Annotated in this window: 22 protein-coding genes and 1 tRNA gene; 8 read left to right on the plus strand and 15 right to left on the minus strand. The window is 66.0% G+C overall.

Features of this window, described 5'->3' with window-relative positions; translation table 11 throughout:
* Window positions 1–215: 215 nt before the first annotated feature.
* The 4 genes from WFK98_RS24615 (at window position 216) to WFK98_RS24630 (ending at window position 4,783) form a co-directional block, all read left to right on the plus strand.
* Entirely contained in the window at window positions 216–1,808 is a 1,593-nt protein-coding gene (locus tag WFK98_RS24615; RefSeq protein ID WP_336802135.1) for a GMC family oxidoreductase, read from the plus strand.
* Between the two features lie 75 nt (window positions 1,809–1,883).
* Window positions 1,884–2,936, plus strand: a complete 1,053-nt coding sequence (locus tag WFK98_RS24620; protein WP_336802136.1) for a LacI family DNA-binding transcriptional regulator — start codon at window positions 1,884–1,886, stop codon at window positions 2,934–2,936.
* 8 nt (window positions 2,937–2,944) lie between these two features.
* Window positions 2,945–3,517 carry a DUF1349 domain-containing protein gene (locus tag WFK98_RS24625; protein ID WP_336802137.1) on the plus strand — a complete coding sequence of 191 codons (573 nt, stop codon included), beginning with the start codon at window positions 2,945–2,947 and terminating at the stop codon, window positions 3,515–3,517.
* An 81-nt stretch (window positions 3,518–3,598) separates the two neighbouring features.
* Window positions 3,599–4,783: a glycoside hydrolase family 88 protein gene (locus tag WFK98_RS24630; protein ID WP_336802138.1), complete on the plus strand. Its 1,185-nt coding sequence runs from the start codon at window positions 3,599–3,601 to the stop codon at window positions 4,781–4,783.
* Window positions 4,784–5,164: 381 nt separating this feature from the next.
* Here WFK98_RS24630 and WFK98_RS24635 read toward each other — a convergent pair whose 3' ends face one another.
* The 8 genes from WFK98_RS24635 to WFK98_RS24670 form a co-directional block, all read right to left on the minus strand.
* Window positions 5,165–6,259 carry a tyrosine-type recombinase/integrase gene (locus WFK98_RS24635; protein WP_266337124.1) on the minus strand — a complete coding sequence of 365 codons (1,095 nt, stop codon included), beginning with the start codon at window positions 6,257–6,259 and terminating at the stop codon, window positions 5,165–5,167.
* Window positions 6,243–6,896 carry a helix-turn-helix transcriptional regulator gene (locus tag WFK98_RS24640; RefSeq protein ID WP_266337123.1) on the minus strand — a complete coding sequence of 218 codons (654 nt, stop codon included), beginning with the start codon at window positions 6,894–6,896 and terminating at the stop codon, window positions 6,243–6,245. Before WFK98_RS24640 ends, WFK98_RS24635 begins: the two co-directional genes overlap by 17 nt.
* Entirely contained in the window at window positions 6,893–7,498 is a 606-nt protein-coding gene (locus WFK98_RS24645; RefSeq protein ID WP_266337122.1) for a hypothetical protein, read from the minus strand. Before WFK98_RS24645 ends, WFK98_RS24640 begins: the two co-directional genes overlap by 4 nt.
* 144 nt (window positions 7,499–7,642) lie before the next feature.
* A complete protein-coding gene (locus tag WFK98_RS24650) occupies window positions 7,643–7,846 on the minus strand; it encodes a helix-turn-helix domain-containing protein (RefSeq protein ID WP_266337121.1) in 204 nt (67 codons plus the stop codon).
* Window positions 7,847–7,950: 104 nt separating this feature from the next.
* Window positions 7,951–8,955, minus strand: coding sequence for a hypothetical protein (locus WFK98_RS24655; protein ID WP_336802139.1), 1,005 nt, complete (start codon window positions 8,953–8,955; stop codon window positions 7,951–7,953).
* A gap of 222 nt (window positions 8,956–9,177) precedes the next feature.
* A tRNA-Arg gene (locus WFK98_RS24660) sits at window positions 9,178–9,254 on the minus strand.
* Window positions 9,255–9,538: 284 nt separating this feature from the next.
* Window positions 9,539–11,020: an OpgC domain-containing protein gene (gene opgC, locus WFK98_RS24665; protein ID WP_336802140.1), complete on the minus strand. Its 1,482-nt coding sequence runs from the start codon at window positions 11,018–11,020 to the stop codon at window positions 9,539–9,541.
* A gap of 346 nt (window positions 11,021–11,366) precedes the next feature.
* Complete coding sequence (locus WFK98_RS24670) at window positions 11,367–12,899, minus strand: serine hydrolase (protein WP_336802302.1); 1,533 nt, start codon at window positions 12,897–12,899, stop codon at window positions 11,367–11,369.
* Window positions 12,900–13,117: 218 nt separating this feature from the next.
* On the opposite strand from WFK98_RS24670, the gene WFK98_RS24675 reads away from it, so the two are divergent.
* Together WFK98_RS24675 and WFK98_RS24680 are read left to right on the plus strand one after the other, a co-directional pair.
* Window positions 13,118–14,215, plus strand: coding sequence for a lactonase family protein (locus WFK98_RS24675; protein ID WP_336802141.1), 1,098 nt, complete (start codon window positions 13,118–13,120; stop codon window positions 14,213–14,215).
* 108 nt (window positions 14,216–14,323) lie between these two features.
* A complete protein-coding gene (locus WFK98_RS24680) occupies window positions 14,324–14,965 on the plus strand; it encodes a LysE family translocator (RefSeq protein WP_266337117.1) in 642 nt (213 codons plus the stop codon).
* Here the strand turns inward: WFK98_RS24680 and WFK98_RS24685 are convergent.
* Both WFK98_RS24685 and rlmN read right to left on the minus strand, forming a co-directional pair.
* Window positions 14,943–15,407, minus strand: a complete 465-nt coding sequence (locus tag WFK98_RS24685; protein WP_336802142.1) for a hypothetical protein — start codon at window positions 15,405–15,407, stop codon at window positions 14,943–14,945. The genes WFK98_RS24680 and WFK98_RS24685 overlap by 23 nt on opposite strands.
* The gene (rlmN, locus tag WFK98_RS24690) at window positions 15,407–16,624 is read right to left on the minus strand and encodes a 23S rRNA (adenine(2503)-C(2))-methyltransferase RlmN (RefSeq protein WP_336802143.1); all 1,218 of its coding nucleotides are present in this window, start codon (window positions 16,622–16,624) and stop codon (window positions 15,407–15,409) included. Before rlmN ends, WFK98_RS24685 begins: the two co-directional genes overlap by 1 nt.
* 310 nt (window positions 16,625–16,934) lie before the next feature.
* Here rlmN and WFK98_RS24695 point away from each other — a divergent pair, with 310 nt between their 5' ends.
* Window positions 16,935–17,330 carry a VOC family protein gene (locus WFK98_RS24695; protein ID WP_336802144.1) on the plus strand — a complete coding sequence of 132 codons (396 nt, stop codon included), beginning with the start codon at window positions 16,935–16,937 and terminating at the stop codon, window positions 17,328–17,330.
* 10 nt (window positions 17,331–17,340) lie between these two features.
* On the opposite strand, the gene WFK98_RS24700 is transcribed toward WFK98_RS24695, so the two are convergent.
* Entirely contained in the window at window positions 17,341–17,895 is a 555-nt protein-coding gene (locus WFK98_RS24700) for a TetR/AcrR family transcriptional regulator (RefSeq protein ID WP_266337113.1), read from the minus strand.
* A gap of 266 nt (window positions 17,896–18,161) precedes the next feature.
* Here WFK98_RS24700 and WFK98_RS24705 point away from each other — a divergent pair, with 266 nt between their 5' ends.
* On the plus strand, window positions 18,162–19,691 hold the full coding sequence (locus WFK98_RS24705) for an MFS transporter (RefSeq protein ID WP_336802145.1): 1,530 nt from the start codon (window positions 18,162–18,164) through the stop codon (window positions 19,689–19,691).
* A 230-nt stretch (window positions 19,692–19,921) separates the two neighbouring features.
* Here the strand turns inward: WFK98_RS24705 and prmB are convergent, their stop codons facing one another.
* From prmB to copM, 4 genes are all read right to left on the minus strand, one after another.
* A complete protein-coding gene (gene prmB / locus WFK98_RS24710) occupies window positions 19,922–20,908 on the minus strand; it encodes a 50S ribosomal protein L3 N(5)-glutamine methyltransferase (RefSeq protein ID WP_336802146.1) in 987 nt (328 codons plus the stop codon).
* Between the two features lie 328 nt (window positions 20,909–21,236).
* The gene (locus WFK98_RS24715) at window positions 21,237–21,629 is read right to left on the minus strand and encodes a YidB family protein (RefSeq protein ID WP_336802147.1); all 393 of its coding nucleotides are present in this window, start codon (window positions 21,627–21,629) and stop codon (window positions 21,237–21,239) included.
* A gap of 87 nt (window positions 21,630–21,716) precedes the next feature.
* Entirely contained in the window at window positions 21,717–22,466 is a 750-nt protein-coding gene (locus WFK98_RS24720) for a hypothetical protein (RefSeq protein ID WP_336802148.1), read from the minus strand.
* Window positions 22,467–22,689: 223 nt separating this feature from the next.
* The gene (copM, locus tag WFK98_RS24725; RefSeq protein ID WP_336802149.1) at window positions 22,690–23,100 is read right to left on the minus strand and encodes a CopM family metallochaperone; all 411 of its coding nucleotides are present in this window, start codon (window positions 23,098–23,100) and stop codon (window positions 22,690–22,692) included.
* Window positions 23,101–23,111 lie beyond the last annotated feature (11 nt).

A 23,111-nucleotide genomic window follows, 5' to 3' on the forward strand; every position in this document is an offset into this window, starting at 1 on the left:
AACCGCGTCAACGTGATGTGCACTGCGGCGTGATGTTGATGAAATTCAGCAATTCAGCGGACTATCAGCAACGAACCCAGCGACAACCGGTATCGCGGGCCGGAGAATTTCGCTTCATAAATTTCAATAAATATTGACATCGCATTCGGCTCGTCCTTTTTTGGACCGCGATACGCCTGCCGGAGGAGGCAGGCCTGAAGGGGAGCGGGAGTGAAATGTACGACTACATCATCGTCGGAGCGGGCTCGGCGGGTTGCGTGCTGGCCAATCGCCTGACGCAGGATCGCGACGTAAAGGTGCTTCTTCTCGAGGCCGGCGGCCGCGACAGCGATCCCATGATTCACATCCCTGGCGGCTTCGCCAAGCTTCAGAAGCCCAGCGTAAACTGGTGCTTCTCGACGGTCCCGCAGAAGCGCCTGAACAATCGCAAGCTCTGGTTTCCGCTCGGCAAGACGCTCGGTGGGTCGAGTTCGATCAACGGCATGATCTATATCCGCGGCCAGAAGGAGGACTATGATTCCTGGGCCGAAGGCGGTAATGCCGGATGGTCTTATGAAAACGTTCTCCCGTATTTCCGGCGGGCCGAGAACAACGAGCGACTCGCCGGGCGCTACCATGGAACGGACGGTCCCCTTCGCGTCAGCGACCAGCGCTCGCCAAGCCCCCTCGCGAGAGCTTATGTGCTGGCGGCGCAGCAGGCCGGCCATCCTTTCAACGCGGATTTCAACGGCGAGACCCAGCTCGGCACGAACCTGTACCAGGTGACCCAGAAGGATGGCCGGCGCGCCAGCGCCGCCACCAGCTACCTGCGCCCGGCCATGGCGCGGTCAAACCTGACGGTCGTCACGCGCGCCATGAGCCGCCGCCTGGTCGTCGAGCACAACCGCGTCGTCGGCGTCGAATACGAGAAGGGCGGCACGGTGCACGTGGCGCGCTGCGAGCGGGAGGTGCTGCTGAGCGCAGGCGCCATCGGCTCGCCGAAGCTGCTGCTCCTCTCCGGAATCGGCCCGGCGGACGAGCTGAACGCACTCGGCATCAAGCCGCTACACGATCTCCCGGTCGGGAGGAACTACCAGGACCATCTGAATTCCTACGTCGTCTGCGACTTGAAGGAGCCGATCTCCTATGACGGGCAGAACGAGTTTCCACGCAACATCAAGCACGGCCTGCAATACCTGCTCTATAGAACAGGGGCCCCGACATCGCCGGTCGCAGAAGGCGGCTGTTTCATCAGCACCGACGGAAGCGGTCGCGCCGACATCCAGACGCATGTGCTGCCGGCCTATGTAGTCAATGGCGCCCGCACCAAGGTCGAGGGCCACGGCATCACGATCAACTCCTGCGTGATGCGCCCGAAGAGCCGCGGCACCGTCAGGCTCGCCTCGGCAAATCCCGAGGACGCCCCGCTGATCGATCCGAACTATCACGACCATGAGTATGACCGCAGGATGTCGGTGGAGAGCATCCGCCACATCCGCGAGATCCTGGCCCAGCCGGCGATGGCCAGGCACATCAGGGCGGAACGCTTCCCCTCGGCCGAATTGCGGACGGAAGAGGAGATCCTGTCCTATGTTCGGCAGTACGGCTCCGTCGACTATCACCCGTCTGGCACCTGCCGGATGGGCACCGGCTCCGACGCCGTGGTCGACCCCGAGCTGAAGCTGCACGGCATGGACGGCATCCGCGTGATCGACAACTCGATCATGCCCTATCTTAACAGTGGCAACACCAACGCTCCCGCAATCATGATCGGTGAAAAAGGTGCGGCGCTGGTTCGCGGAGAAGCCCCGCTGCATGAATCCGCGTGACGTGCCATTGCGATCGGACACCGAGCGCCATCAGAACGAATCAGGAGCGTGGTACCCTTGACCGACGAAACGTTGGTGCCCCCGACAATGCCGAAGCGCGCGACCATTCACGACGTTGCCAAGGCGGCGAACGTGTCGCCCGCGACCGTCTCCCTCGTCCTTCATCAGAAGGGCCAGCTGGCGCTGGACACGCGCGAGCGCGTGTTGGATGCGATCAAGCGTGTTGGGTATCAGCGGCGCCGGTCAGAGGAATCGCAGAAGCGGCGCCGTTCAACGACCTACTGCATGATCATCGACGATATCGGGAACCCCTACTTTCACGAGATCTACAAGGGCATCTCCGACAATCTCGATACGAACGATACCCTGATCACCCTTGCCTCCAGTGGAGATTCACTGGAGCGCCAAGCCCAGATGCTCGACAATTTCGTGCATTCCGCCATCGACGGCCTCGTCATCGTGCCCGCCTCCGGCACCAAGACCGAGCATCTCGACGCGCTTTGCGAAAGCAACATTCCCTTCCTGATGGTCGTCCGCAACATCGGCTTCGGCTCGTTCGACTATATCGGCGGCAATCCCATGCTCGGCATGCTGATGGCGACCGAGCACCTGATCGGGCTAGGCCATCGACGCATCGCCTTTCTCGGCGGCTATGCCGCCAACTACGCCTTCAACGAGCGCTACGCCGGCTTCGTCTCGACGATGCGCAAGCACGCGCTGCCGGTCGAGGAAAACCTGATCGTCAGCGGCGGCAGCAGCAAGGCGTTCGGGCGCAAGGCAGCCGCCGAGATCCTGCGCTCGGACGATCCGCCGACCGCCTTCATCGGCTATAACGACCTCGTCGCGATCGGCATCATGAATGCGATCCACGATACCGGCCTCCAGCCGGGCAAGGACATCGCCGTCGTGGGATATGACGACATTCCCGAGGCCAGCGAGCAACCCATTCCGCTGACCACCGTCGCCACGCCGCCCTACGAACTCGGCAAGGTCATCGCCAACGCTCTGGGACGGATCAAGGATGACGTCGGACATGGTCCCATCAACATCACCTATCCGCCACACCTCGTGCAGCGGCAGAGTTGCGGCGGCCATCGCCTGAGCGCCGAGAAGGGACAGCAGAAATGACGGGGGGAATGTACGCCGCGACCGCGTGGATGAACGAGCCGCCGGAATGGTCCGTCCAGTCGGACGTCCTGCAACTCACCACGGGGCGCGACACCGATTTCTGGCAGTCCACCTTCTACGGCTTCCGCCGCGACGATGGCCACTTCCTGTACAGGCGCGCGGAAGGCGACTTCACGGCCCAGGTCGAGTTCGAGGGCCGGTACGAGACGCTCTATGACCAGGCCGGCCTGATGCTGCGGATCGACGATCGGAACTGGATCAAGCTCGGCATCGAGCATTCCGACGGCGTGACCAATTTCAGCCTCGTCTGTACCCGCGACGGACTGTCGGACTGGTCCGTCACGGCGCGTCCCCTGCTCACCGGGCCGCAGGCGGTTCGCCTGACGCGCGTCGGCGGCGCGGCGATCGCGCATTATCGCGATGCGGAGGGTCAGTGGCAGCTGATGCGGCTCTGCCCCTTCCCCGACACGGCCGCGATCCAGGTCGGACCCATGGCCTGCTCGCCGCAACGGACCGGCTTCCAGGTCCGCTTCACGCGCTTCGAAGTGGGCCCTCCGATCGCCAACCCGCTGCACGGCTGACCTCTAGCCTGCATCCCACGTGCCTAAGCACACACGGCGCGGATTGCCGCGCCATCGCACCCACACGCCCGGAGGAAACCCATGAACGCGATGTCGCCTGCGCCATATCATGAAGCTCTCGACCTGCTTGCCGCCAAGCTCATCGAGGACGAGCGAGCCATCGGCGTCGAGTTTCCCTATGTCACGGCCCCGGACGGCGCCTGGCAGACGATGCCGGCCTCGGTCTCGGCCGGCTATACCGGCGCCAACTGGAGCCATGGCAACTGGTTCTGCGGCTTCTGGGTCGGCCTGCTGCTCGCGTCCTACCTGCATACCCGCGACGAGAGGTTCCTGACACTGGCGCGCGAACGCATGCTGCTGGTCGAGCAGCGCGCCGAAGACGGTAACACGCACGATATCGGCTTCATCTTCCTGAGTTCGGCGATGCCCTTCTACCGCATAACCGGCGAGCGCCGGTATCGCGACGTCGCCCTGCGCGCCGCTGCCCGCCTGCGCGACCGCCTCGTCGTCACCCGCCAGGGCGCCTACATCTCGTCCTGGGGCCCGATGAGCGATCCGCGCGGTCGCGCGAGTTCGGCGATCGACACGATGGCGAACATCCCCCTCCTCTACTGGGCAGCGACCGAAAGCGGCGATGCAAGTTTCCTGATGGCCGCCGAAGCGCATGCCCGCATGACCGATCGCGCCTTCACCCGTCCCGACCTAACGCTCTATCACGCGGTCGAGTACGACACGGCGAGCGGCGAAAGGCGGCGCGGCTATACCTATCAGGGCCAGCACGATGAATCGTCCTGGTCACGCGGCACCGGCTGGTCGGTCTACGGCTTGGCAGCGACCGCAGGCGCCACCGGCGACAGCCAGTATTTGGCGCGCAGCGGCGTCATTGCCAACAAGTGGTTGCAACAGCTCGGCGACGAGATCGTGCCCCCATGGGATTTCCACGACAAGGCGCCCGACGCAGCCAAGGATTCGTCCGCTAGCGCGATCATGGCCGCCAGCATGATCGATCTCGCCCGCCTGCACCGCGACGAGGCCGAACGCGCCAAGTGGCAGGGCCAGGCCGACCGGCTGCTGACCGGCCTCTGCCGCGACTATCTCGCCCGGGAACCCGGCCATCGCGGCCTGCTGACCAAGGCCTGCTATTCGATGCCGCACCAGATCGGCGTGCAGTCGGCGGTCATGTTCGGCGATTACTTCTTCGTCGAGGCGCTGATGCGCGCCATGATGCCCGGCGCCTTTAGCATCCAGCACCGGCAGATTGCTTAGCCAAGAATTGCGGTGCGGCGAGCTTGCCAGCCCTCGCCGAGGGCGAGCCCCAGAGGAAGGTTTGCCCAGAGCCTTCCGCACCGCTTCAACAGCAAGTCGCTGCGCGGCCTTCCATCAGGTCCTCATCGTTGCCCTGGTATCACGCAGACGGGGGCGCATCGTGGTCCGAAAGTAATGTCCGCTTCTCGGATTCGCAGTTCCGTCTTGGATGGCCGGAACGGGCGCAAAGCCGCCGTTGAACCCTGAGGCAATGACAGGTAGGCGAAGCCGTGTCGCCCCGACTGGTCACGAAAGCACCACGGCTCCCGGATCTCCATAAGCACCAGCGCCCGAGGGCGCTGGTTCCATTTTATTCGCCCCTGCAAGGCGTGTCGTGGCGAGCTACGCCCGCGAGAGAAGGTGCAGCACTGAGTCCCGCGTCTTCGGAGGCGCCCGCCGGAACAACATGAGCATTTCCTGCTCTGCGCGCACCGTCAGATCGGTCCGCACGAGGCTCTGCATGAGGTCGGTCTGCCGGTTGGTGTCGAGCTTGCCGTAGTGGACCATCGAGGTGTCCAGCTTCTCGTGACCAAGATTCTGGCTCCACGCCTTGAGCTCCTCCCAGGTCGCGCACATCTCGAGACCCAGCAGCATCAGCGTGTCGCGGACAGAGTGAGGATTGATGTAGTCGATGCCTGCGGCCTGGCAGGCTTCCTGAAAGACCTCGCGCACGGGCTCGGAGGTTTTCCAGAACGCGTCCTTCTCCGGGGTCTCATCCCCCGGCAGCCGATAGCGAGGCTTGGCCGGGAACAAAGGGGCGTCAGGCTTCGCACCACTCTCGAGGCGCTCCTTGACCCAGGCGACCACGATATGCTCGATGTCATCGCCAACCGGGAACCAGCTGGTGAGCATATTCTTGCCGAACTTGGTGTTCACCTCTCGCGCGTCTTGCATGACCTGCCGATCCGCGAGCTTCACATGCTTGCACCGCAGCGAGATGACGGCACCCACGCGCATGCCGGTCAGAAAGATGAACGCGACCAGCGCCCTGTCACGCCGCTCTATCACCGTCTGATCGTCCATGGCGGCGAGCACCCGCCGGATGTGATCTGGGGTGGGCGGCGCCTTGTCTGGCTGCGTCCTGAGCCCCATCAGCACCCTCCGGGAGGGCGTAAGCCGGGCTACAGCCTCGAGATCGACCTTCCGGTTCTTGATGGTGGTGAGCCAGCCATAGAACGCCCTCAGATCGGACAGCGTATGGACGATGGACGAGTCCGAAAGCGTCTCGGCGCCAGCCTTGGACGGGCGCTGATGGACGCGCTCCGAGAACGCCTTGGCCTCAGACTTGGTGAGGCGCTCAAAGTCGTTGCCATCCAGGAACCGTTCAAGCTCGCTCAGGTGGCGCATGGCGGCGTCGATGGTCTTGTCGCTGTACTTCTTGGCGTCGCGCAGATGCTCGATATAGGCGTGCCGCAGCCGTTCATTCGACGGGTTCATGGATGACCTCAGATTTGGGGGTGATTTGCACAACCTCACCGGGGCGGCGAGAAGGAGAGTAGTCGTCTTCGACGGAGGTCAGGTTGACTCCCTGCTCTTCAAGAATCCGGACCTGAGAGCGGGACTGGAAGGTCTCGTTCGGCTTGCTGCAGGTGGGGCGGGGGCAGAACCAGCGGAGCGTGCATGTATGGTCGCTGTGCCAATGGACCTCCGCCGCTGCCCCTTTCAGCGAGGACACCTTCTTGCAGTGAAAGCAGAGGAACTCGCCCGGAGAACAGTTCCTCCGCGCCCCAGCACGTCGTGCCTCGTGAAACGTGTTCAAATCTTCGCCACGGAACAGGACCGGATGACCGGGTACTGTGACCAGTCCCTCCTTCATCCAGTTGGTCACCGTATTCCGGCCGACACCATAGAGATCCATGACGTCGGCACGGTTATAGGTCCTATCCTGCTTGGCCTTGCGCGGATGGAAAATCTTGAAGGGCTTTCGGGCTCCTTTCCCCGACTTTGCTGTCGCCGGCGCCGACGCCGCAGGAGCAGATCCGCTGCTCACTTCCGGCGGATTGTTGAGAACGGGCAGGCCGAACAGATCCGCGATCGGCGAAGTATCGTCCCGCTTGCTGCGCTGCTTCGTCATCGCGCAAGAGGCTCCAGGATCGCGGGCGTGAGCTTGCCGGCCATGAGGAGACACTGAAGTTCATCGAGATCACCCGGAAAGACACTCCGCTCCAGCAGCCAGACGCGCGCTGCGTCCGGATCGGAAATGGCGGGATAGGGAATCTGGTCGCCAGCCTGAGCCGAACGGGAAGCCTCGCCATCGCGCGGCAACGCATCAGGCTTAAGCCCGGCCGAAGCCAGGCTTACAGCCTGGCTTGTGTCGAGGCCTACAGCCTGCCTTGTAGCCAGGGCAGAAGCCAGGCTTGCATTGGGCTTGGCCTTGCCCTGCGTTCGCCCGCCCTTCCGGCCTGCCTTTGACAGCAGCGCGCGGGTGGCAGAAGCTTTCTCATGAGCCTGCTGAGTAACCTCGTGAAGCCAGTTCGGACCAAACCGCGACCGGATCTCCGCCGAGACGGCAGGCCACCGATCGGTGGCCACATGGGCAATCCGTGCCAGCCGATCCTCATCGGTGGGGAGCGCCCCATACTCCCACTGGTACAGGCGAAGCAGGATACAGGCGCCGTATTCTTCCGCGGTCAGAGCCGTGGCTGCGGCCAACTCCTCAGGGGCCGAGATCGACATGCGGGGCGAGCCACTCACGAGAGCGCTCCCCCTACGATGCCTGTCACGCCGGAGGACATGCCGGCGCCATCGGTCGTCAACCCGCCGCGGACGCAGGGCGAGGAGCAGACGGAATGGCGGGTGAGAAGCCGCGCGCGCACGGCTTTACTCCGCGCGACCATCGTAGGGCGGCAGCGCGTCCAGATAGGCCTGGAGATCTGTCTCCAGGACGATCGTCTTGCTGCCGATCTTGCGAGCCTTCAACCTGCCGGCATTGATCTCCTGATAGAATTTTGTGCGGCTGATGCCGACACGGCGCAGCACGTCCGCCACCGTGTTGGCCACAGGCCGAGAACCGTTCGCACTCATGGATCGCCTCATTCGCTGCGACACTTAGGGATGTGTCTGAACGAACGAGACATCGGCGACGACAGCGACTGGAAATAGCCGCGTCGATTAAAATGGTGCGTCGATTAGGCCTGCGTTGATTTCCCTTTGCGCCCAGCCTGGCCCCTCGGATGGAGGTCAGCCGCGTGACGCGCCTCTGGCCAGATCTCGGTCTCGAAGCGCCGACTGCGGACCGGCCAGCCGACAAGCTCAGCCGCGGCCGCTTTCGACATGCCCGGATCTTGGCGCAGTGCCCGAGCGAGAACCCGGATCGCTTCTTTGGTCTTGAGCTGATCCTGGGCACTGGCTGCGTTCAGGACGGAGGGATAGGTGACCTTCAAAAATCGCAGGAATGAGACTCGCTCTACGACGACGTCGCGATAGGACACATAGCGGCCCTCTGCCGATGCCTCGTCATAGTCAGGCTCTGAGGCCTCTGGCCCGATGGCAGAGATGCAGCTGTCCTCGTCGAAATCCCGGTCCATGATGAAATAGGCGGCCAGAATGTCCTGTGGCAGGGATCCGAATGTGCTCGGTTCCAAGGTCCACGGTCCATCGACGGGGATTCCCATGAAGCGCACATCGCCGGATCGGGCTGCCATATTCAGCTTGCTGTAGAACCCCGTCTGTCTTCGGGCGATCTCAGCCCTCCAGAACGGAGCGATGGCATCGGGATCGTGTCGGCGAGGGGAAGGCGCAAGCGCCAGATCCGCCTGCCTATCTACCGGCTGCTCTGCCAGCCACTTCCGGTGACGTTCCAGGCGCGCAATGTACTTTTGTTCGAGTTCGGCGCTCCTGGTAGGATCAGGCTCCGAGTTGTCCTCGATATCGAACAGAATCGCGCCAGGCCTAGCGACGTTGACGCATCGCGGCCCGAGAACCCGTCCATGCTCCGTGTCTAGGAGCCATGTGCCTTGCGCAATGGAAAGCATCCCGTCCTCGATGGCAGAGGACGGAATGGAGCCCTCGTAGCGGATCGAGAGCACGCCGCCATATAGCGCCAAGTTTAGCGCGTCGGACAGTTTTACGAATTCAGCCCGCGGCAAGTCGCTGAGTGTGAATTCGAATCGGTGTTCGGATACTTCCTGCATGCCAGCCTCCCCTATCGGAAGCCTAGCTGAAGTCTGGCCGCAGCTCACTAGCTGACACCATGCTCGAGCCTCGGAGGCAGCCATGCTATGCCGTGCCAGCCCGTCATTTGCGCCGGAATCCGACAGACACCAGCGGGCAGGCCACAGGACAAGCAACTACCTGCGATTTCCGTACGACTTTCGTACGAAACGCGGCCAAGACATCTAAGCCCTTGAAAAAATTGGCGCACCCGAAGGGATTCGAACCCCTGGCCTCTGCCTTCGGAGGGCAGCGCTCTATCCAGCTGAGCTACGGGTGCATGCCGGAGGCGGCCAAGGCCGCGTGCCGGTCTTCTTAAACGAAGGACCGCCGGGCAGCAATGGCGAAAGCCCGCCTTTCACCGAAGAGTTCGCCGCGCGCCGATCCGCCTTCCTTCCGCGCCGGAGCGGCACGGCTCCGGCGAACCCGCCGGGTGGCGCGGTGACGGCGGGCGAGCCTCGGAGGGGCGGTGGACCTGCCCAACCGAACCCCTGCCAGCCGCGGCGCTGACCGCCGGCCGGCGCCTATGCCGCGGCCGGGCGTCTACGCTGCGGCCGCGCCGGCTCAGCCCGCCATCGCCGGCTGCGCCAGCGGCCGGGCGCGGCGCGGCGGGCGGGCGGCGTCGGCGAGATGGGCGACGAACCAGAGCAGCAGCAATCCGCCGCCGAGGAAGCCGATGTCGAACCAGGCGCTGGTACGCACCGTGCTGACCAGGACCTGGCCGAGCGCCGAGAGCACCGAGAGCAGCGCGAAAATCAGAAGACCGTGCCGGCCGATCGTCGCCAGCGGCGCGAACACCGGCAGGCGGCGGCAGAACGCGCTCAGTCGCAGCGCATAAACAAGGTAGGCCAGCGCCAGGAAATGGCTGAGCCGGGTCAGGCCGAGCATCGACTTGTCGGTGTCGAGATGGCCGTTCGCGGCGATCCAGTTGCGGGTCGCCTCCGGCCCATAGGGCGACATCAGGAAGCCGATCGCGACGACGACGGCCGCGAGCGCCAGCATCGGCCGCGTGACCGGGATTTCGCCGCGCTCCTTCAGCGCCAGCCCGGCGGCGAGGCCTATGGCCATGACGAACTGCCAGGCGAACGGGTTCAGGAACCAGCCGCCGTCGGCGGGCCAGTTGGGCATGTTCCAGCCGGTGTAGCGGGTGAGGGCATAGAGGAGCGCCGAGACGACCAGCATCAGCGAAACGTCGATCCGCGCCAGCCAGAGCAGGACCGGGACCGCGGCGATCAGCGCCATGTAGAGCGGCAGGATGTTGAAATAGCCGAGCTGGTGGCCGAGCGAGACGATGCCGATCAGGCAGGTCCAGGCGTCCTTCACATAGAGCGAGCGGCCATGCGACATCAGCAGCTCGGGCTGGCGCCAGTAGAGCGCGCCGGCCGAGAAGATGGCGATCGCGGCGAAGGAAAGCGCGACATGCACGCCATAGAGCTTCAGCACCCGGCGCAGCATGGCGACCATCACGCCAACGCGCTGGCCGGGGCGGAAGCGGTGGCCATAGGCGAGCGCCAGCGAGACGCCGGAGAGGAAGACGAACGCCTCGGCCGAATCCGAGACGCCGATGTTCCGGTGCGTGATCGCCTCGAAGATGTTGCCCGGGACGTGGTTGATCAGGATGGTGCAGAGCACGAGGCCGCGCCAGAAATCGATGCCGTCGAGGCGGGCGCTGGCCAGCGCGCGGCTTTCCGCCAAGAGGGCGCGGCGATCGCGGCTGAGCGCGGCGCGCGACCATTCGCTCAGGCCGACGACGCTGGCGCAGACCAGCGCATAGAGCACCAGCGGCGGCACCTGCGCCGAGGAGAGCCGGAAGGTGTAGATCGGCTCGATCCAGAAGAAGACGGCGAACACCGCCGTCAGCACCGTGGCGAGGACGGCCGGCCCGCGACCAAACAGGGCGGCGCCCAGAAGCACGCCCGGCGCGAACAGGAAATAGGAGAAGCTGTGCCAGGGCCATTGCAGGCGCAGCGCGAAGCACGGCAGCACGAACAGGAGCGTCAGCGCATATTGCGCCGGCGTCGTAAGACGCAGCCCAAATGGAGCCATCAAAGCTGTCCTCCCGGCCGTCCACCAGCCTTCAATCGGCGGCAGCCCAAAGGATGCCTGACAATCGATCTAAACCATGGATCGGACGGCTTTGAAACGGCAATAGCCAGCGTTCCCGCCATTTCGATACGATCTTTCGACATTCCCTGGCCCCGCCCCCGCGGTGCGCCGCCTTATGACCCCGGCGACGGCCGGAGCTAAGCGAGGGGAGATGGCAAAATTGCGCCGGCTGCGCAAACACGGACCGGAAAGCCGGGTCTTTCGCGCGGCGCCTTCGCGCCTTGCCGGCGCGATCATCCGGCAGGCCCCGCCGGCAGAACTCCGCCGGCAAGGCGGCATCGGCGGGCTAGTCGGCGACGCGCGCGAGCGTGCCGAGATGGTTGTCGTCGAGGAACTCGATCATCACCGACTCGGCCCTTCCGTCGGGACCGATCGCGAAGCGGACGGGGCTGGGCGTGTCCGGCATTTCCGCCGTCGGATAAACGAGGAAGCAGTCGCGGTCGAAGTGCGTCAGCCTATAGGACTGCTCGCCCTTCGGCCCGAGCTCCAGCGTCAGAGCCGCGTACTTGTCGCTGATCACGACATCACCGACATAGTCGTTGCGATAGCGCCCGGCATAGGCGGCGAGCGGCAAGGCCGGGCTCGGCGCCGGCTTCGGGGCATAGGTGGCCTTAGCCATGGTGCCCGCCGGACCGAACAGGGCGCCGTACATTCCGTCCCACGCGGCCAGCCAGTCCTGCCGCTGGCGCCCCTCGAACACCCAGTCGAAATAGCTGTCGGCCAACCCTTCCGGCGCGCCGCTTGGAAAGGCGTTGGCGAGGACGACGATGCCGATCGACGATTCCGGATAAAGCTGGACCAGCGTGCGGGCGCCGGCGCTGAAGGCACCGGCATGACCCCAGCTCAGGCCGTGCCGGCCGAATTCGATATTCCAGCCGAGGCCATAGAACGAAGCGTCGCCGGTGACCGGGTTCGTGCCCCGCGCCATCAAGGGCTCGTGCGTCGCGGCGAGCGCCTCGGCGCTGATCAGCCTCTTGCCGCCGATCTGGCCCTTTGCCAGCTCCAGGCGCATCCATTGCGCAAGGTCGCGCGCGCTGGAGCTGACGCCGCCGGCCGGCGCCTGGACGTCGGCGTTGCGCTGCACCCTCGCTTCCCAGCCACTGCCGACATCGACATGCAGCGCCGCGCGATCGGCGCGGGAGATGAAATCGACCGCGCGCGCGCTGGTCGACGCCATGCCGAGCGGCTTGAACAGCCGCGTCTCGGCGACGTCTTCCCAGGCCTGCCCCGTCGGACGGGCCGCCGCGAGCGCGCCCGCGGTCAGGCCGGCGTTGCTGTAGGAATAGCCGGCGCGAAAGCTCGACGATGGCGGCACGAGACGAAGCCGGTGCATCACGGTCTCGCGGTCGAAACCGATCGCCTCCAGGTCGTTGCCGGCGCTGCCCGGCAGGCCGCTGCGATGGGCGAAGAGGTCGCGCACCGTCACCTCGGCGCTCGGATAGGGGTCGTGCAGGCGGAAGGCGGGATCGAGATCCGCGATCCTTGATTCCCAGTCGACGACGCCGGCGCTGACCAGGGCCGCGACGACCGTGGCCGAGACCGGCTTGGAGAGCGAGGCGATCTGGAACACGGTGTCCGGGTCGACGGCGCCGACCTTGCCCATCTCGCGCAGGCCGAAACCTTTCAGGAAGACCACCTGGTCGTTATGCACCACCGCGATGGCAAGGCCCGGAACGCTGCGATCGGCAACCAGTTGCTGCGCCATGGCGTCGAGCCTGGGCAGCGCCGCCATCACCTTGTCGCGGTCGACCGGTTCCGCAGGCGCCGAGCCACAGCTCAAACAGAAGGCGGCAGTGACCGCCGCATATCGCCAGGCCATGACCATGCCGCCCCTCCCGCTACGGCAATCAGTTTGCCAGAGCCCCGCCCAAGAACAAGAGGCAAAAGCGGACCCGGCGCCGCCGCGGCCAAGGCCGGCGCCGCCCGGCGCTGCCCGCCAAAAGAACGGTGACGACGGTGGCCCGACTTGGCTATCGTGGCCGCCAACGAAGCGGCCGGCGCATCAAGCCGTCGCGCCATACCGGGGGAACCATCGCGATGACCAGCAAGACCCTGCTCTATGTCGGCGGCTGCAACCGGCCGACGCCCTATTTCGCCTCGGCCCATGGTCGCGGCATCGCGATCTTCGGCTTCGACGGGGCGACGACGACGCCGCTCGGCGTGCAGGGCGGGATCGAGAACCCGACCTTCCTGACGGCCGCGCCCGATGGCGGCACGCTCTATGCGACGAGCGAAGTGCCGGAGTGGAACGAGGGCCTCGTCAGCGCCTACCGGATCGACCCGGAGACCGGTTCGCTGACCTATCTGAACCGCCAGTCGACTCTCGGCAGCATCACCGCGCATTCGAGCCTCGACCGGGCCGCGCGCTTCGTGCTCGTCGCAAACTACATGGGCATGCCCGAGAGCGAGCGACCGAACCAGTCGGTGGTCGTCTTCCCGCGCCGCGCCGATGGCGACCTCGATCCGGCCACCGCCTCGGCGGCGCATCCGGGCCACGGCCCCGATGCAGGCCGGCAGGACCGCTCGCATGCGCATTGCGTCCAGGCGACGCCGGACAACCGCCACATCGTCGTCAGCGATCTCGGCATCGACCGGCTGGTCAGCTACCGCTTCGACGCCGAAACCGGCGCGATCACCAAGGTCGGCGAGACGGAGCTGCCGCCCGGCTCCGGCCCGCGCCATTTCGCCTTTCATCCGGCAAAGGCCTTCGCCTATGTCGTCAATGAGCTCGCCTCGACCGTCGCCTCGCTTTCCTTCGACGCGGAAAGCGGCGGCTTCACCGTGCTCGATGTCGCGCCGACGCTCGACGACACGACCGGCAATCACTGCTCGGAGATCAAGCTTGGACCGGACGGGCGCTTCCTCTATGTCGCCAATCGCGGTGACGACAGCCTGTCGATCTTCGCGATCGGCGAGGACGGCATCGCCCGGCGGCGCGAGGCGGTGCCCTCGGGCGGCAAGACGCCCCGCCATTTCGCCTTCTCGCCGGACGGGCGCGTCCTCGCCGTCGCCAACCAGGACAGCGACGTCGTTACCCTGTTCGCCGTCGATCCGGCCGATGGCTCGCTGACCCGGCTCGACCGCGACATCGCCGTCGGTACGCCGACCGCGATCTGCTTCGTGACGGTGGGGTAGATCGCGAGGCAGAGAAGCAAGCCGCCGATCGTGGCAGCCGAAACAAGGACGGGATATTGGTCGAACCACATGCCGTGTTATAGCTCTCGCTTCAACGGAGCCGCACGCATGCTCACCTTCCTGCCTTCGCTATCGGTCTTCCTCGCCTATCTGGCCGCTGTCATCGCGCTCACTCTGACGCCGGGGCCGGACATGACGCTGTTTCTCGGCAAGGCGATCGGGCAATCGCGAATGGCGGGCGTCGCCGCCTTCGCCGGTGCCTCGACCGGGCTGGTGGTGCACACGGTGCTGGTCGCGGTCGGCCTCTCGGCGCTGCTCGCCGCCTCGACCACGGCCTTCACCATCCTCAAGGTGGTCGGCGCCGGCTATCTCGTCTATCTCGCCTTCCAGGCGATCCGGCACGGCTCGGCGCTTTCGGTCGGCGGCAAGGGTTCCAGCGATCCGATCGGCAAGGTCTATCTGAAGGGCCTGATGGTCAATCTGCTCAACCCGAAGATCATCGTCTTCTTCGTGACCTTCCTGCCGCAATTCGTGACGCCGACCGACCCGCATGCGGCGGGCAAGCTGCTGTTCCTCGGGCTGATGTTCGTTGTCGTCGCCACACCGATCAGCATCGCGATGATCTGGTCGGCCGGCTCGCTCGCCTCGTTCCTGAAGCGCTCGCCGCGCGCGACCCGCGCCGTCGACTGGCTGTTCGCCAGCGTGATGGGCGCCTTCGCCGTTCGTCTTATTCTGGCTCAGGGGAAGTAGGCGGAGCCGGCGGGCCGGAGACCGCACGCTCCGGGGCGGCACGGACGATCGTTCCCGAACCGTGGCCGGCGACGACCCAATAGGCGAAGCCGGCGACCAGTCCGGCGGCCAGCGGCGGCAGGACGGCAAATTCGGTGCTGTTCGCCGAAAGGAAGATCCCGAGCCCGATCGCGCCGCCGAACAGCGACCACAGGATCACCGAGCGCAGCGCGAAGATCTCGGCGATGACGATGCCGACCAGGAATGGCAGAACCGCGAAGCGGGTGATGCCGGCAACAACGACGATCACCGGCTCGATGATCGCCGTGATGTCGCCGCCGGGACCGACCCAGCTGTCCGTCTCGAAGAAGCCGAACGAGCCGAGATAGACGACGATGGCCGCGATGATCGCCGCGATCAGCCCGAGCGGGATGACGAACAGGATGCGGAGAAAGGTCAGCATCAGTCTTCGTCGTTGGTGACCATCGCCTCGAGCGCCAGGCGCTCGCGGACGCGCATGCACTCGCTCTCGCTCTTCAGCTGGCCGCAGGCGGCGAGGATGTCGCGGCCGCGCGGCGTGCGGATCGGCGAGGCATAGCCCGCGCGGTTGACGATGTCGGAGAAGGCCTCGATCGTCTCCCAGTCGGAGCACTGGTAGTTGACGCCCGGCCACGGATTGAACGGGATCAGGTTGATCTTGGCCGGGATGCCGCGAAGCAGGCGGACCAGTTCGCGCGCATCGGCCGCCGTGTCGTTGACGTCCTTCAGCATCACATATTCGAAGGTGATGCGGCGGGCGTTGGAGAGGCCGGGATAGTTGCGGCAGGCGTCGAGCAGTTCGGCGATCGGATATTTCTTGTTGAGCGGCACCAGCATGTCGCGCAGGTCGTCCCGCACGGCGTGCAGCGAGATCGCCAGCATCGAGCCGATCTCCTCGCCGGTGCGCGGGATCATCGGCACCACGCCGGAGGTCGACAGCGTGATGCGGCGCTTCGACAGCGACAGCCCCTCGCCGTCGGAGGCGATCAGCAGCGCCTGCTTGACGTTGTCGAAATTGTAGAGCGGCTCGCCCATGCCCATCATGACGATGTTGGAGACGAGGCGGCCCTCGGACGGGACGGCGGCGCCGACCGGCGTCGTCTTGTCCGGGAAATCACCGAGGCGGTCGCGCGCGACGAGGATCTGGCCGACGATCTCTTCCGCCGTCAGGTTGCGCACCATCTTCTGCGTGCCGGTGTGGCAGAACGAGCAGGTGAGCGTGCAGCCGACCTGCGAGGAGACGCAGAGCGTGCCGCGGCCGATCTCGGGGATGTAGACGGTCTCGATCTCGACCGGCCGGCCGGCGCCGCGCGCCGGGAAGCGCAGCAGCCACTTGCGCGTGCCGTCCTGCGAGATCTGCTCGGTGACGATCTCGGGCCGCTTCAGCGTGAAATTGGCCGCGAGCGTGGCGCGCAGGTCCTTCGACACGTTGAGCATGTCGTTGAAGTCGGTGACGCCGCGCGCGTAGATCCAGTTCCAGATCTGCGCCGTGCGCATGCGGATCTGCTTCGGCTCGATGCCGATGCCGGCGAGCCTTTCGCCGATCTCGGGGCGTGACAGGCCGACGAGCGAGGGCGTCTCCGTCAGTGAGAGCGGAGTCTTGAGCGGGGCGGTGGTGGCCACGGCGAGCGGTGCGGTCATGTCGGTATCCGGGTGAGAGGCCGGGCGCGAAACGCGCGCATCAAGGCCATCCATCATTGTTGCCGGCCTCATATCACAATTTCACAGAAATCAGGAATGCTTCAAATGAGCCGCCGCCCTGCGCAGGACAAGGGGCAACGGACCGCCGGACGGCCGGCCGGGCGAATTCGGCGCGATGACAGGTTCCCAATTCCCGGGGCTTCGGCTAGGTTTCGCGCCGAGCACCGTCTCATCGAAATTCCTCCGCAGGCCTCGCGGCGACCCGGCACCGTCCGGACCGCAAGCGTAGCTGCGCAATCGAGATGAAACGATGACCGATCCTTCCTCCCCTGCCCCGACCGATCATGGCGTCCGCTTCGGCCGCATGGCGCCCGGCATCACCGTGCGCGACATCGAGCGGGCGCACGCCTTCTATCGCGACATTCTCGGCTTCACGAAGACCTTCGAGAACGGCGATCCCGTCGGCTTCATGATCCTGAAGCGCGACGGGGCCGAGTTGCATCTGAACCTGCGGCGTGACCACAAGCCCGGTCTCCACAATGTCGCGCATCTGATGGTCGACGACGTCGACGCGCTGCATGCGCGCTGCCAGGCGCATGGCGTGCGCATCATCAAGGGATTGCGCGACCAGAACTACGGCCTGCGCGCCTTCGTCTTCGCCGATCCCGACGGCAACCGGTTCGACGTCGGCCAGCCGAGCCAATAGCCGCCGGCCATCAACCCTGCGTCGAGGTCAGCGCGTCCCAGCCGCGCATGGCGCTATGCGCCACCGAGAGCAGCGTCTCGCCATCGGCGCCGTCGCGCGCCTCGATCGACATGCCCTTGATGATGGTGCCGAAATAGGCGGCGATGCGGTCGAGATCGAGGCCGGGCGGCAATTCGCCATCGGCGACGCCGCGCTGCAGCCGCGCCCGGATCCGCCGCGCCATGTCCTTGCGCTGGTCGCAGAGGAACTGCTGCGCCGCGTCGGTGTCGGGGCCGCCATTGGTGGCGCCCAGCATGACGAAGCAGCCGGTCGGCTTGTCGGGCCGGGCGCAGGAGCGGGCGCTCGCCGCCAGCATCGCCGCGATCGAATCGCGCGTCGTCAGGTCGCCCTCGAGCATCTGCATGGTGCAGGCGTCGTCGGTCGCGACATAGAGCGCCACCGCCTCGCGAAACAGCTCTTCCTTGGAGCCGAAGGCGGCATAGAGCGACGGCGAATTGATGCCCATCGCCTCGGTCAGCTCCGAGATCGAGGTGCCGGCATAGCCGCGAGCCCAGAACACGTCCATGGCCCGTTCGAGGGCGACGGAGCGATCGAAGCTACGGGGACGTCCGCGTGCATTCATGGCTTGCGTGCAGCCCTTTTCTTTTTGTAACGATCAACAAATAAAGCGCTTGACGCCCGGAATCAAGCCATTATGATTTCTGTATCGACCGACACATAAATACGTGTGTCGGTGATGACCCTGAGCCCGCGACGCCTCTCCCGTCGCGGGCTTCAGCGTCTCCATGGGCCGCGCCCCGCGCCGGCCCCGCCCAACAGATCGAGACCACCATGACCGACGCTTCTCACCAGGCGGCTCCGGGCCGGCACCTCGTGCTCGCCGCCGTTTTCCTCGTCGCGGTCACCATGCCGCTCTCCTTCACCGGTCCAGCGGTCGCCACCCCCGCGATCGGACGCGATCTCGGCGGCGACCTTGCCTTGCTGACCTGGATCGTCAACGGCTTCATGCTCGCCTTCGGCAGCACGATCATGCTCGGCGGCGCGCTGGCCGACCAGTTCGGCCGCAAGCGCATGTTCCGCATCGGCGCCATCAGCTTCACGCTCACCTCGCTCGCCGTGGCGCTGTCGCCGAACGTGCTGATCCTCGATTTCCTGCGCGCGCTGCAGGGGATCGCGGCGGCGCTGTCGATCTCGGCCGGATTCGCCGCCGTGGCGCAGGAATATGAGGGCGCCGACCGCACCCGTGCGCTCGGCCTGCTCGGCACCGGCTTCGGCATCGGCCTCGCCTTCGGACCGCTGGTCACCGGCGCGCTGATCGGCTCGTCCGGCTGGCGGGCGCTGTTCGTCGCCACCGCGCTGGCGGGGCTGGTCATCCTCGTCGTCGGCGTGCCGAGAATGCGCGAAACCCGCGATCCCGGCGCCATCGGCATCGATCGCTGGGGCGCCGGCAGCTTCACCGCCATGCTCGTCGCGCTCACCTTCGGCATCATCCTCGGGCCGGAACGCGGCTGGGACGACACGCTGGTAGTGACACTTTTGACCGGCGCTGCCGTCCTGCTCGTCGCCTTCATCGCCATCGAGAATCTGCAGACGCGGCCGATGCTCGACCTGTCGCTGTTCCGCTATGCCCGCTTCGTCTCGGTGCAGGCGCTGCCGGTCGCGGTCGCCTATTCCTTCATTGTGCCGTTCATCCTTCTGCCGGCCCGCTTCATCCGCATCGAAGGCATGAGCGAGTTGGAAGTCGGCGTGATGCTGCTGCCGCTCAGCCTGCCGATCGCGACGATCCCGTTCGTCGCCGCCAATCTCGCCCGCTGGATCCCGTCCGGCATCCTCGCCGGCCTCGGCCTGCTGGTCGCCGGCGCCGGCGTGCTGCTGCTCGCCTTCGTGCCGGTCGGCGGCGCGCCGACGGCCTTCATCCTGCCGCTCGCCATGATCGGCGTCGGCGCCGCCCTGCCCTGGGGCCTGATGGACGACCTCGCCATCAGCGTCGTGCCGACCGAGCGCGCCGGCATGGCGACCGGCATCTTCGGCACCATGCGGGTGGCGGGCGAAACCGTCGCGGTCGCCGTCGTCGGCGCGCTGATGGCCGCCTTCGTCTTTGGTGGGCTCGGCGAACTGCCGGGCGACGTCGCCCCCCATGTCGCCAGCGCGCTGGCGGGCGGCAGCCTCGACCAGGCAAAGGCGCTCGCGCCCTCGATCGGCCACGACACCGCGATGGCGGCCTATGGCGCGGCGTTCCGCAACACGATGCTGATCTGCGCGGCGATCACCTTCACCGCCGCGCTGGTCACGCTGGTGGCGCTGCGCTCGCGCAAGCCGAGAAAGGCCCGCGAGCCGCGAATGCTGGAGATCGGCGCATAGGCGGCGTGCGAAGGTCACCTCTCCCAAGGGGAGAGGTCGACGGCCGCAGGCCGGCGGGTGAGGGGTTGAGCCCTCCCCGCGCGATCGCAGCCCCTCACCCGGAGCTTCGCTCCGACCTCTCCCCCTGGGAGAGGTGAAACGGCGCGGTTGATCGATCCCGCCAAAAAAGAAGCCCCCTGCCGCGGCGCGGCCGGGGGCTTCTTCATTTCAAACGCCCGAGGGCTGCCGGATCAGTCTTCTTCCGGCTCGTCGCCGAGATTGGCGAGATCGGCCAGGTCCTGGTCACCGGGCTCCGCGTCGGCGACGCCGAGGCTCTCGGCCGACAGCCAGAACACCTCGCCCTCGCTCTCCTCGGTATCGAGCCAGAAGAAATCGAGATGCGGGTATTCGGCTTCGAGGATCTCGCGACCGGCGCCGATCTCGCAGAGCAGGCCACCGCCGGGATTGAGATGCGCCGGCACCGCCTCGAGAATTCGCCGGACGATATCGAGGCCATCGAGACCGGACGCGAGCGCCATCTCCGGCTCGTGCCGGTATTCCTCCGGCAACTCTTCCATGGCGATCTCGTCGACATAGGGCGGGTTGGTCAGGATCAGGTCGTAGCGCTTGTCGCCGAGCGGGGCGAACAAGTCGCCTTCATAGAGCTCGATGCGATTGCCGAGATTGTGCTCGGCGACGTTGATCTTCGCGACCTCGAGCGCATCCGGCGACAGGTCGACGGCGTCGATCTCGGCATTCTCGAACACGCCGGCGGCGAGGATCGCGAGCGAGGCCGAGCCGGTGCAGAGATCGAGCACGGTCTCGACCGACGACATGTCCTCGATCAGCGTGAACTCGTCGCCGCCGAAGAATTCGGAATGCAGGAGTTCGCCGATGAAGGAGCGCGGCACGATCACGCGCTCGTCGACATAGAAGGGCACGCCCTGGATATAAGCGCGGTTGAGCAGATAGGGCGTCGGCTTGCGGGTCGTCACCCGCGCCTCGATCAGGTCGGCGAGACGCTGGCGCTCCTCCGGCAGAAGGCGCGCATCGAGGAACGGCTCCAGCGTGTCGATCGGCAGCTTCAGGCCTTCCAGCACCAGATAGGCGGCATCGTCGAACGCGGTCGAGGCGCCATGACCGAAGGCAAGGCCGGCCTGGTTGAAGCGGCTGATCGCGTAGCGGAGGAAATCGCGGATCGTCAGGAACTGATCGGCGGGGCGGCTTGTTTCGGTCACGGCGGGCTCGTGCGTAAGGGACGGTTTCGCCCCGTCCTAGCAGGTCGGGACGCTTCGCGCATCTCTCCGCACTGCGATCTCGGGTGCCATGGGGACAGCCGGCGCTTCGATCGAAGCATGAAAGCGCGAGGGCCGTCTCGAATCACGCGCGATACGCACGGCCAGCCCCCTCACCCTGCAGTCTCCCGCAGGCGGGCGAGGGTTCCGGCCGGCGCTCCGCCACGGAGGTGGCGCGATTGCCGAACCACACGAAAGAAAGCCCTCTCCCGCACGCGGGAGAGGTTGGGGCGAGGGTCTTGCACCGCACCCGAATAAGAAGCGCCCGAACTCAGCCGGGCGTCGGTCCCGCCGGCGGCGCCAGCGTGCCGTTCGGGCTCAACTGGTCGACGGTGGGAGGCAGGACCTTGGCGAGGATATCGCTGACCTGGTCCATCGGAATGCCGAGCTGGGTGCCGAGTTTCTGCAGTTCCTCGTTGCCCAGCGCCTCGCGCAACTGGTCGGCACTGATCGGCAGGTTGTTGCCCTGGCCGAGCCAGGAGGCGACCTGCGCCCCGAGGCCGGAACTCTGCAACTGGCTGAGCACGCCGTCGAGACTGCCGAACTGGGTATTGGCGAGCGCGCCGTTCAGAGCCTGGCCAAGGGCGTCCGGCTGGACGCCCTCGCCTTGCTGGCCCTGAAGCGCCGCGAGGACATTGCCGACAAGACCGTCAAAGATTCCCATGATGGTTCTCCTTCCAAACGGAACGTCGTTCTCTGCCCCCGACCGGAACGAGGCTACATGCCTATGACTACACCAACATTGCAGGGGCTACTGCCCCTTGGCCTTCAGCCGCTTGTTGCAGTCGCTCCAGTATTGCGGCCACTTGGCGCCCTCCGGCAGCTTGCCCGCCGCCTTCTTCGCCTGCCACTCCGCGCCGCAGGCGCGGATGCGGACGACGGCGGCCTGCTGGCCCGGGGTCATCTGCCGCTTGCCGGCAGTGGTCTTGCCGGTGTCGAGCTTGGCGGCGGCGTCGGGATCGGGCAGCGCCATGCCGAGATCCTCGTCCGTCGTCGCGGCCTTCGCCGAGCCCGCCTTGGCGGCAGGCGCAGCGGCGCCGTCCGGATTGGCGGCGGCATAATCCTTGGAGCACTGGCTCCAGAACTTCGGCCAGGTCTGGCCGGCCGGAACCTTGTTGGCGGCCTTCAGCTTGGCCCAGTCGTCGCTGCAGGACTGCATGGCGCCCGACTTGCCACCGGCCTTGGCGTCGGCAGCGGCCGGCGCGGCGGGCGTCGTCTTGGCCGTCGTGTTGGCCGTGGTCTTGGCGGCCTTGGTATCGGCGGCGGGCGCGGCAGCGGCTGCATCCGGGTGCGCAGCGGCATAGTCCTTGGAGCACTGGCTCCAGAATTTCGGCCAGGTCTGGCCGTCCGGAACCTTGTTGGCTGCCTTCATCTTGGACCAGTCGTCGCTGCAGGACTGCATGGCGGGCGACGAAGTCGCGGCGGACGCCGGCAGGGCCGACGCCAACAGGCCCAGCGACATGCTTGCGCCGACCAGGATGAGTGCGGATCGCATCTTCATAGTGCCGATCTCCCTTGGATGTCTCAACGACATCACCTTCCAACGAAGCCGCGACGGCGTCGCGCTTTCCCCGCGGGTTGAGGGAACATCCGCGCGTTGCAGGTGTCAATCTCCCGACACGCGCCGGGCCAAGAATCGTTGGCAGGATCGGCCAAGATCGCAACCGCTATTCACGCGGCCGCGATCTTGATTCTCTTCTACGGCTTATTACCGGCTGATCTTGCTACGGCGCGTTCTTGGCCAGCCAGGCCTTCATGAAGGCGATCTCTTCCTTCTGCGCCTTGATGACGGCTTCGGCCAGCTTCCGCGCTTCCGGGTCCTTGCCGTATTGCAGCTCGACCTCGGCCATGGCGACCGCGCCCTCGTGATGCGGGATCATCGCGCGGAAGAAATCGACGTCGGCATTGCCCGAATATTCGATCGCCATGTCCTGCATCATCGCCTTGTCGGCGGCGCGGAAGGCCTTGGTCGACGGGCTGTCGCCCGGCTGTTCCTTCGCCATGGCGCCATGGTCCATCTGGCCGTGATCCATCGCGTGATCCATCTCGGCATGATCCATGGCTTCCTCGGCCGAAGCCGGCAGAATGGCGAGCGAAAGCGCGGCGGCGGCCGCCAGTTTCAGGATGGTGTTCATGATCGTTCGTC

It is taken from the genome of Kaistia sp. MMO-174 (assembly GCF_037147815.1).
In the GTDB taxonomy this organism is placed as follows: Bacteria; Pseudomonadota; Alphaproteobacteria; order Rhizobiales; family Kaistiaceae; genus Kaistia; species Kaistia nematophila.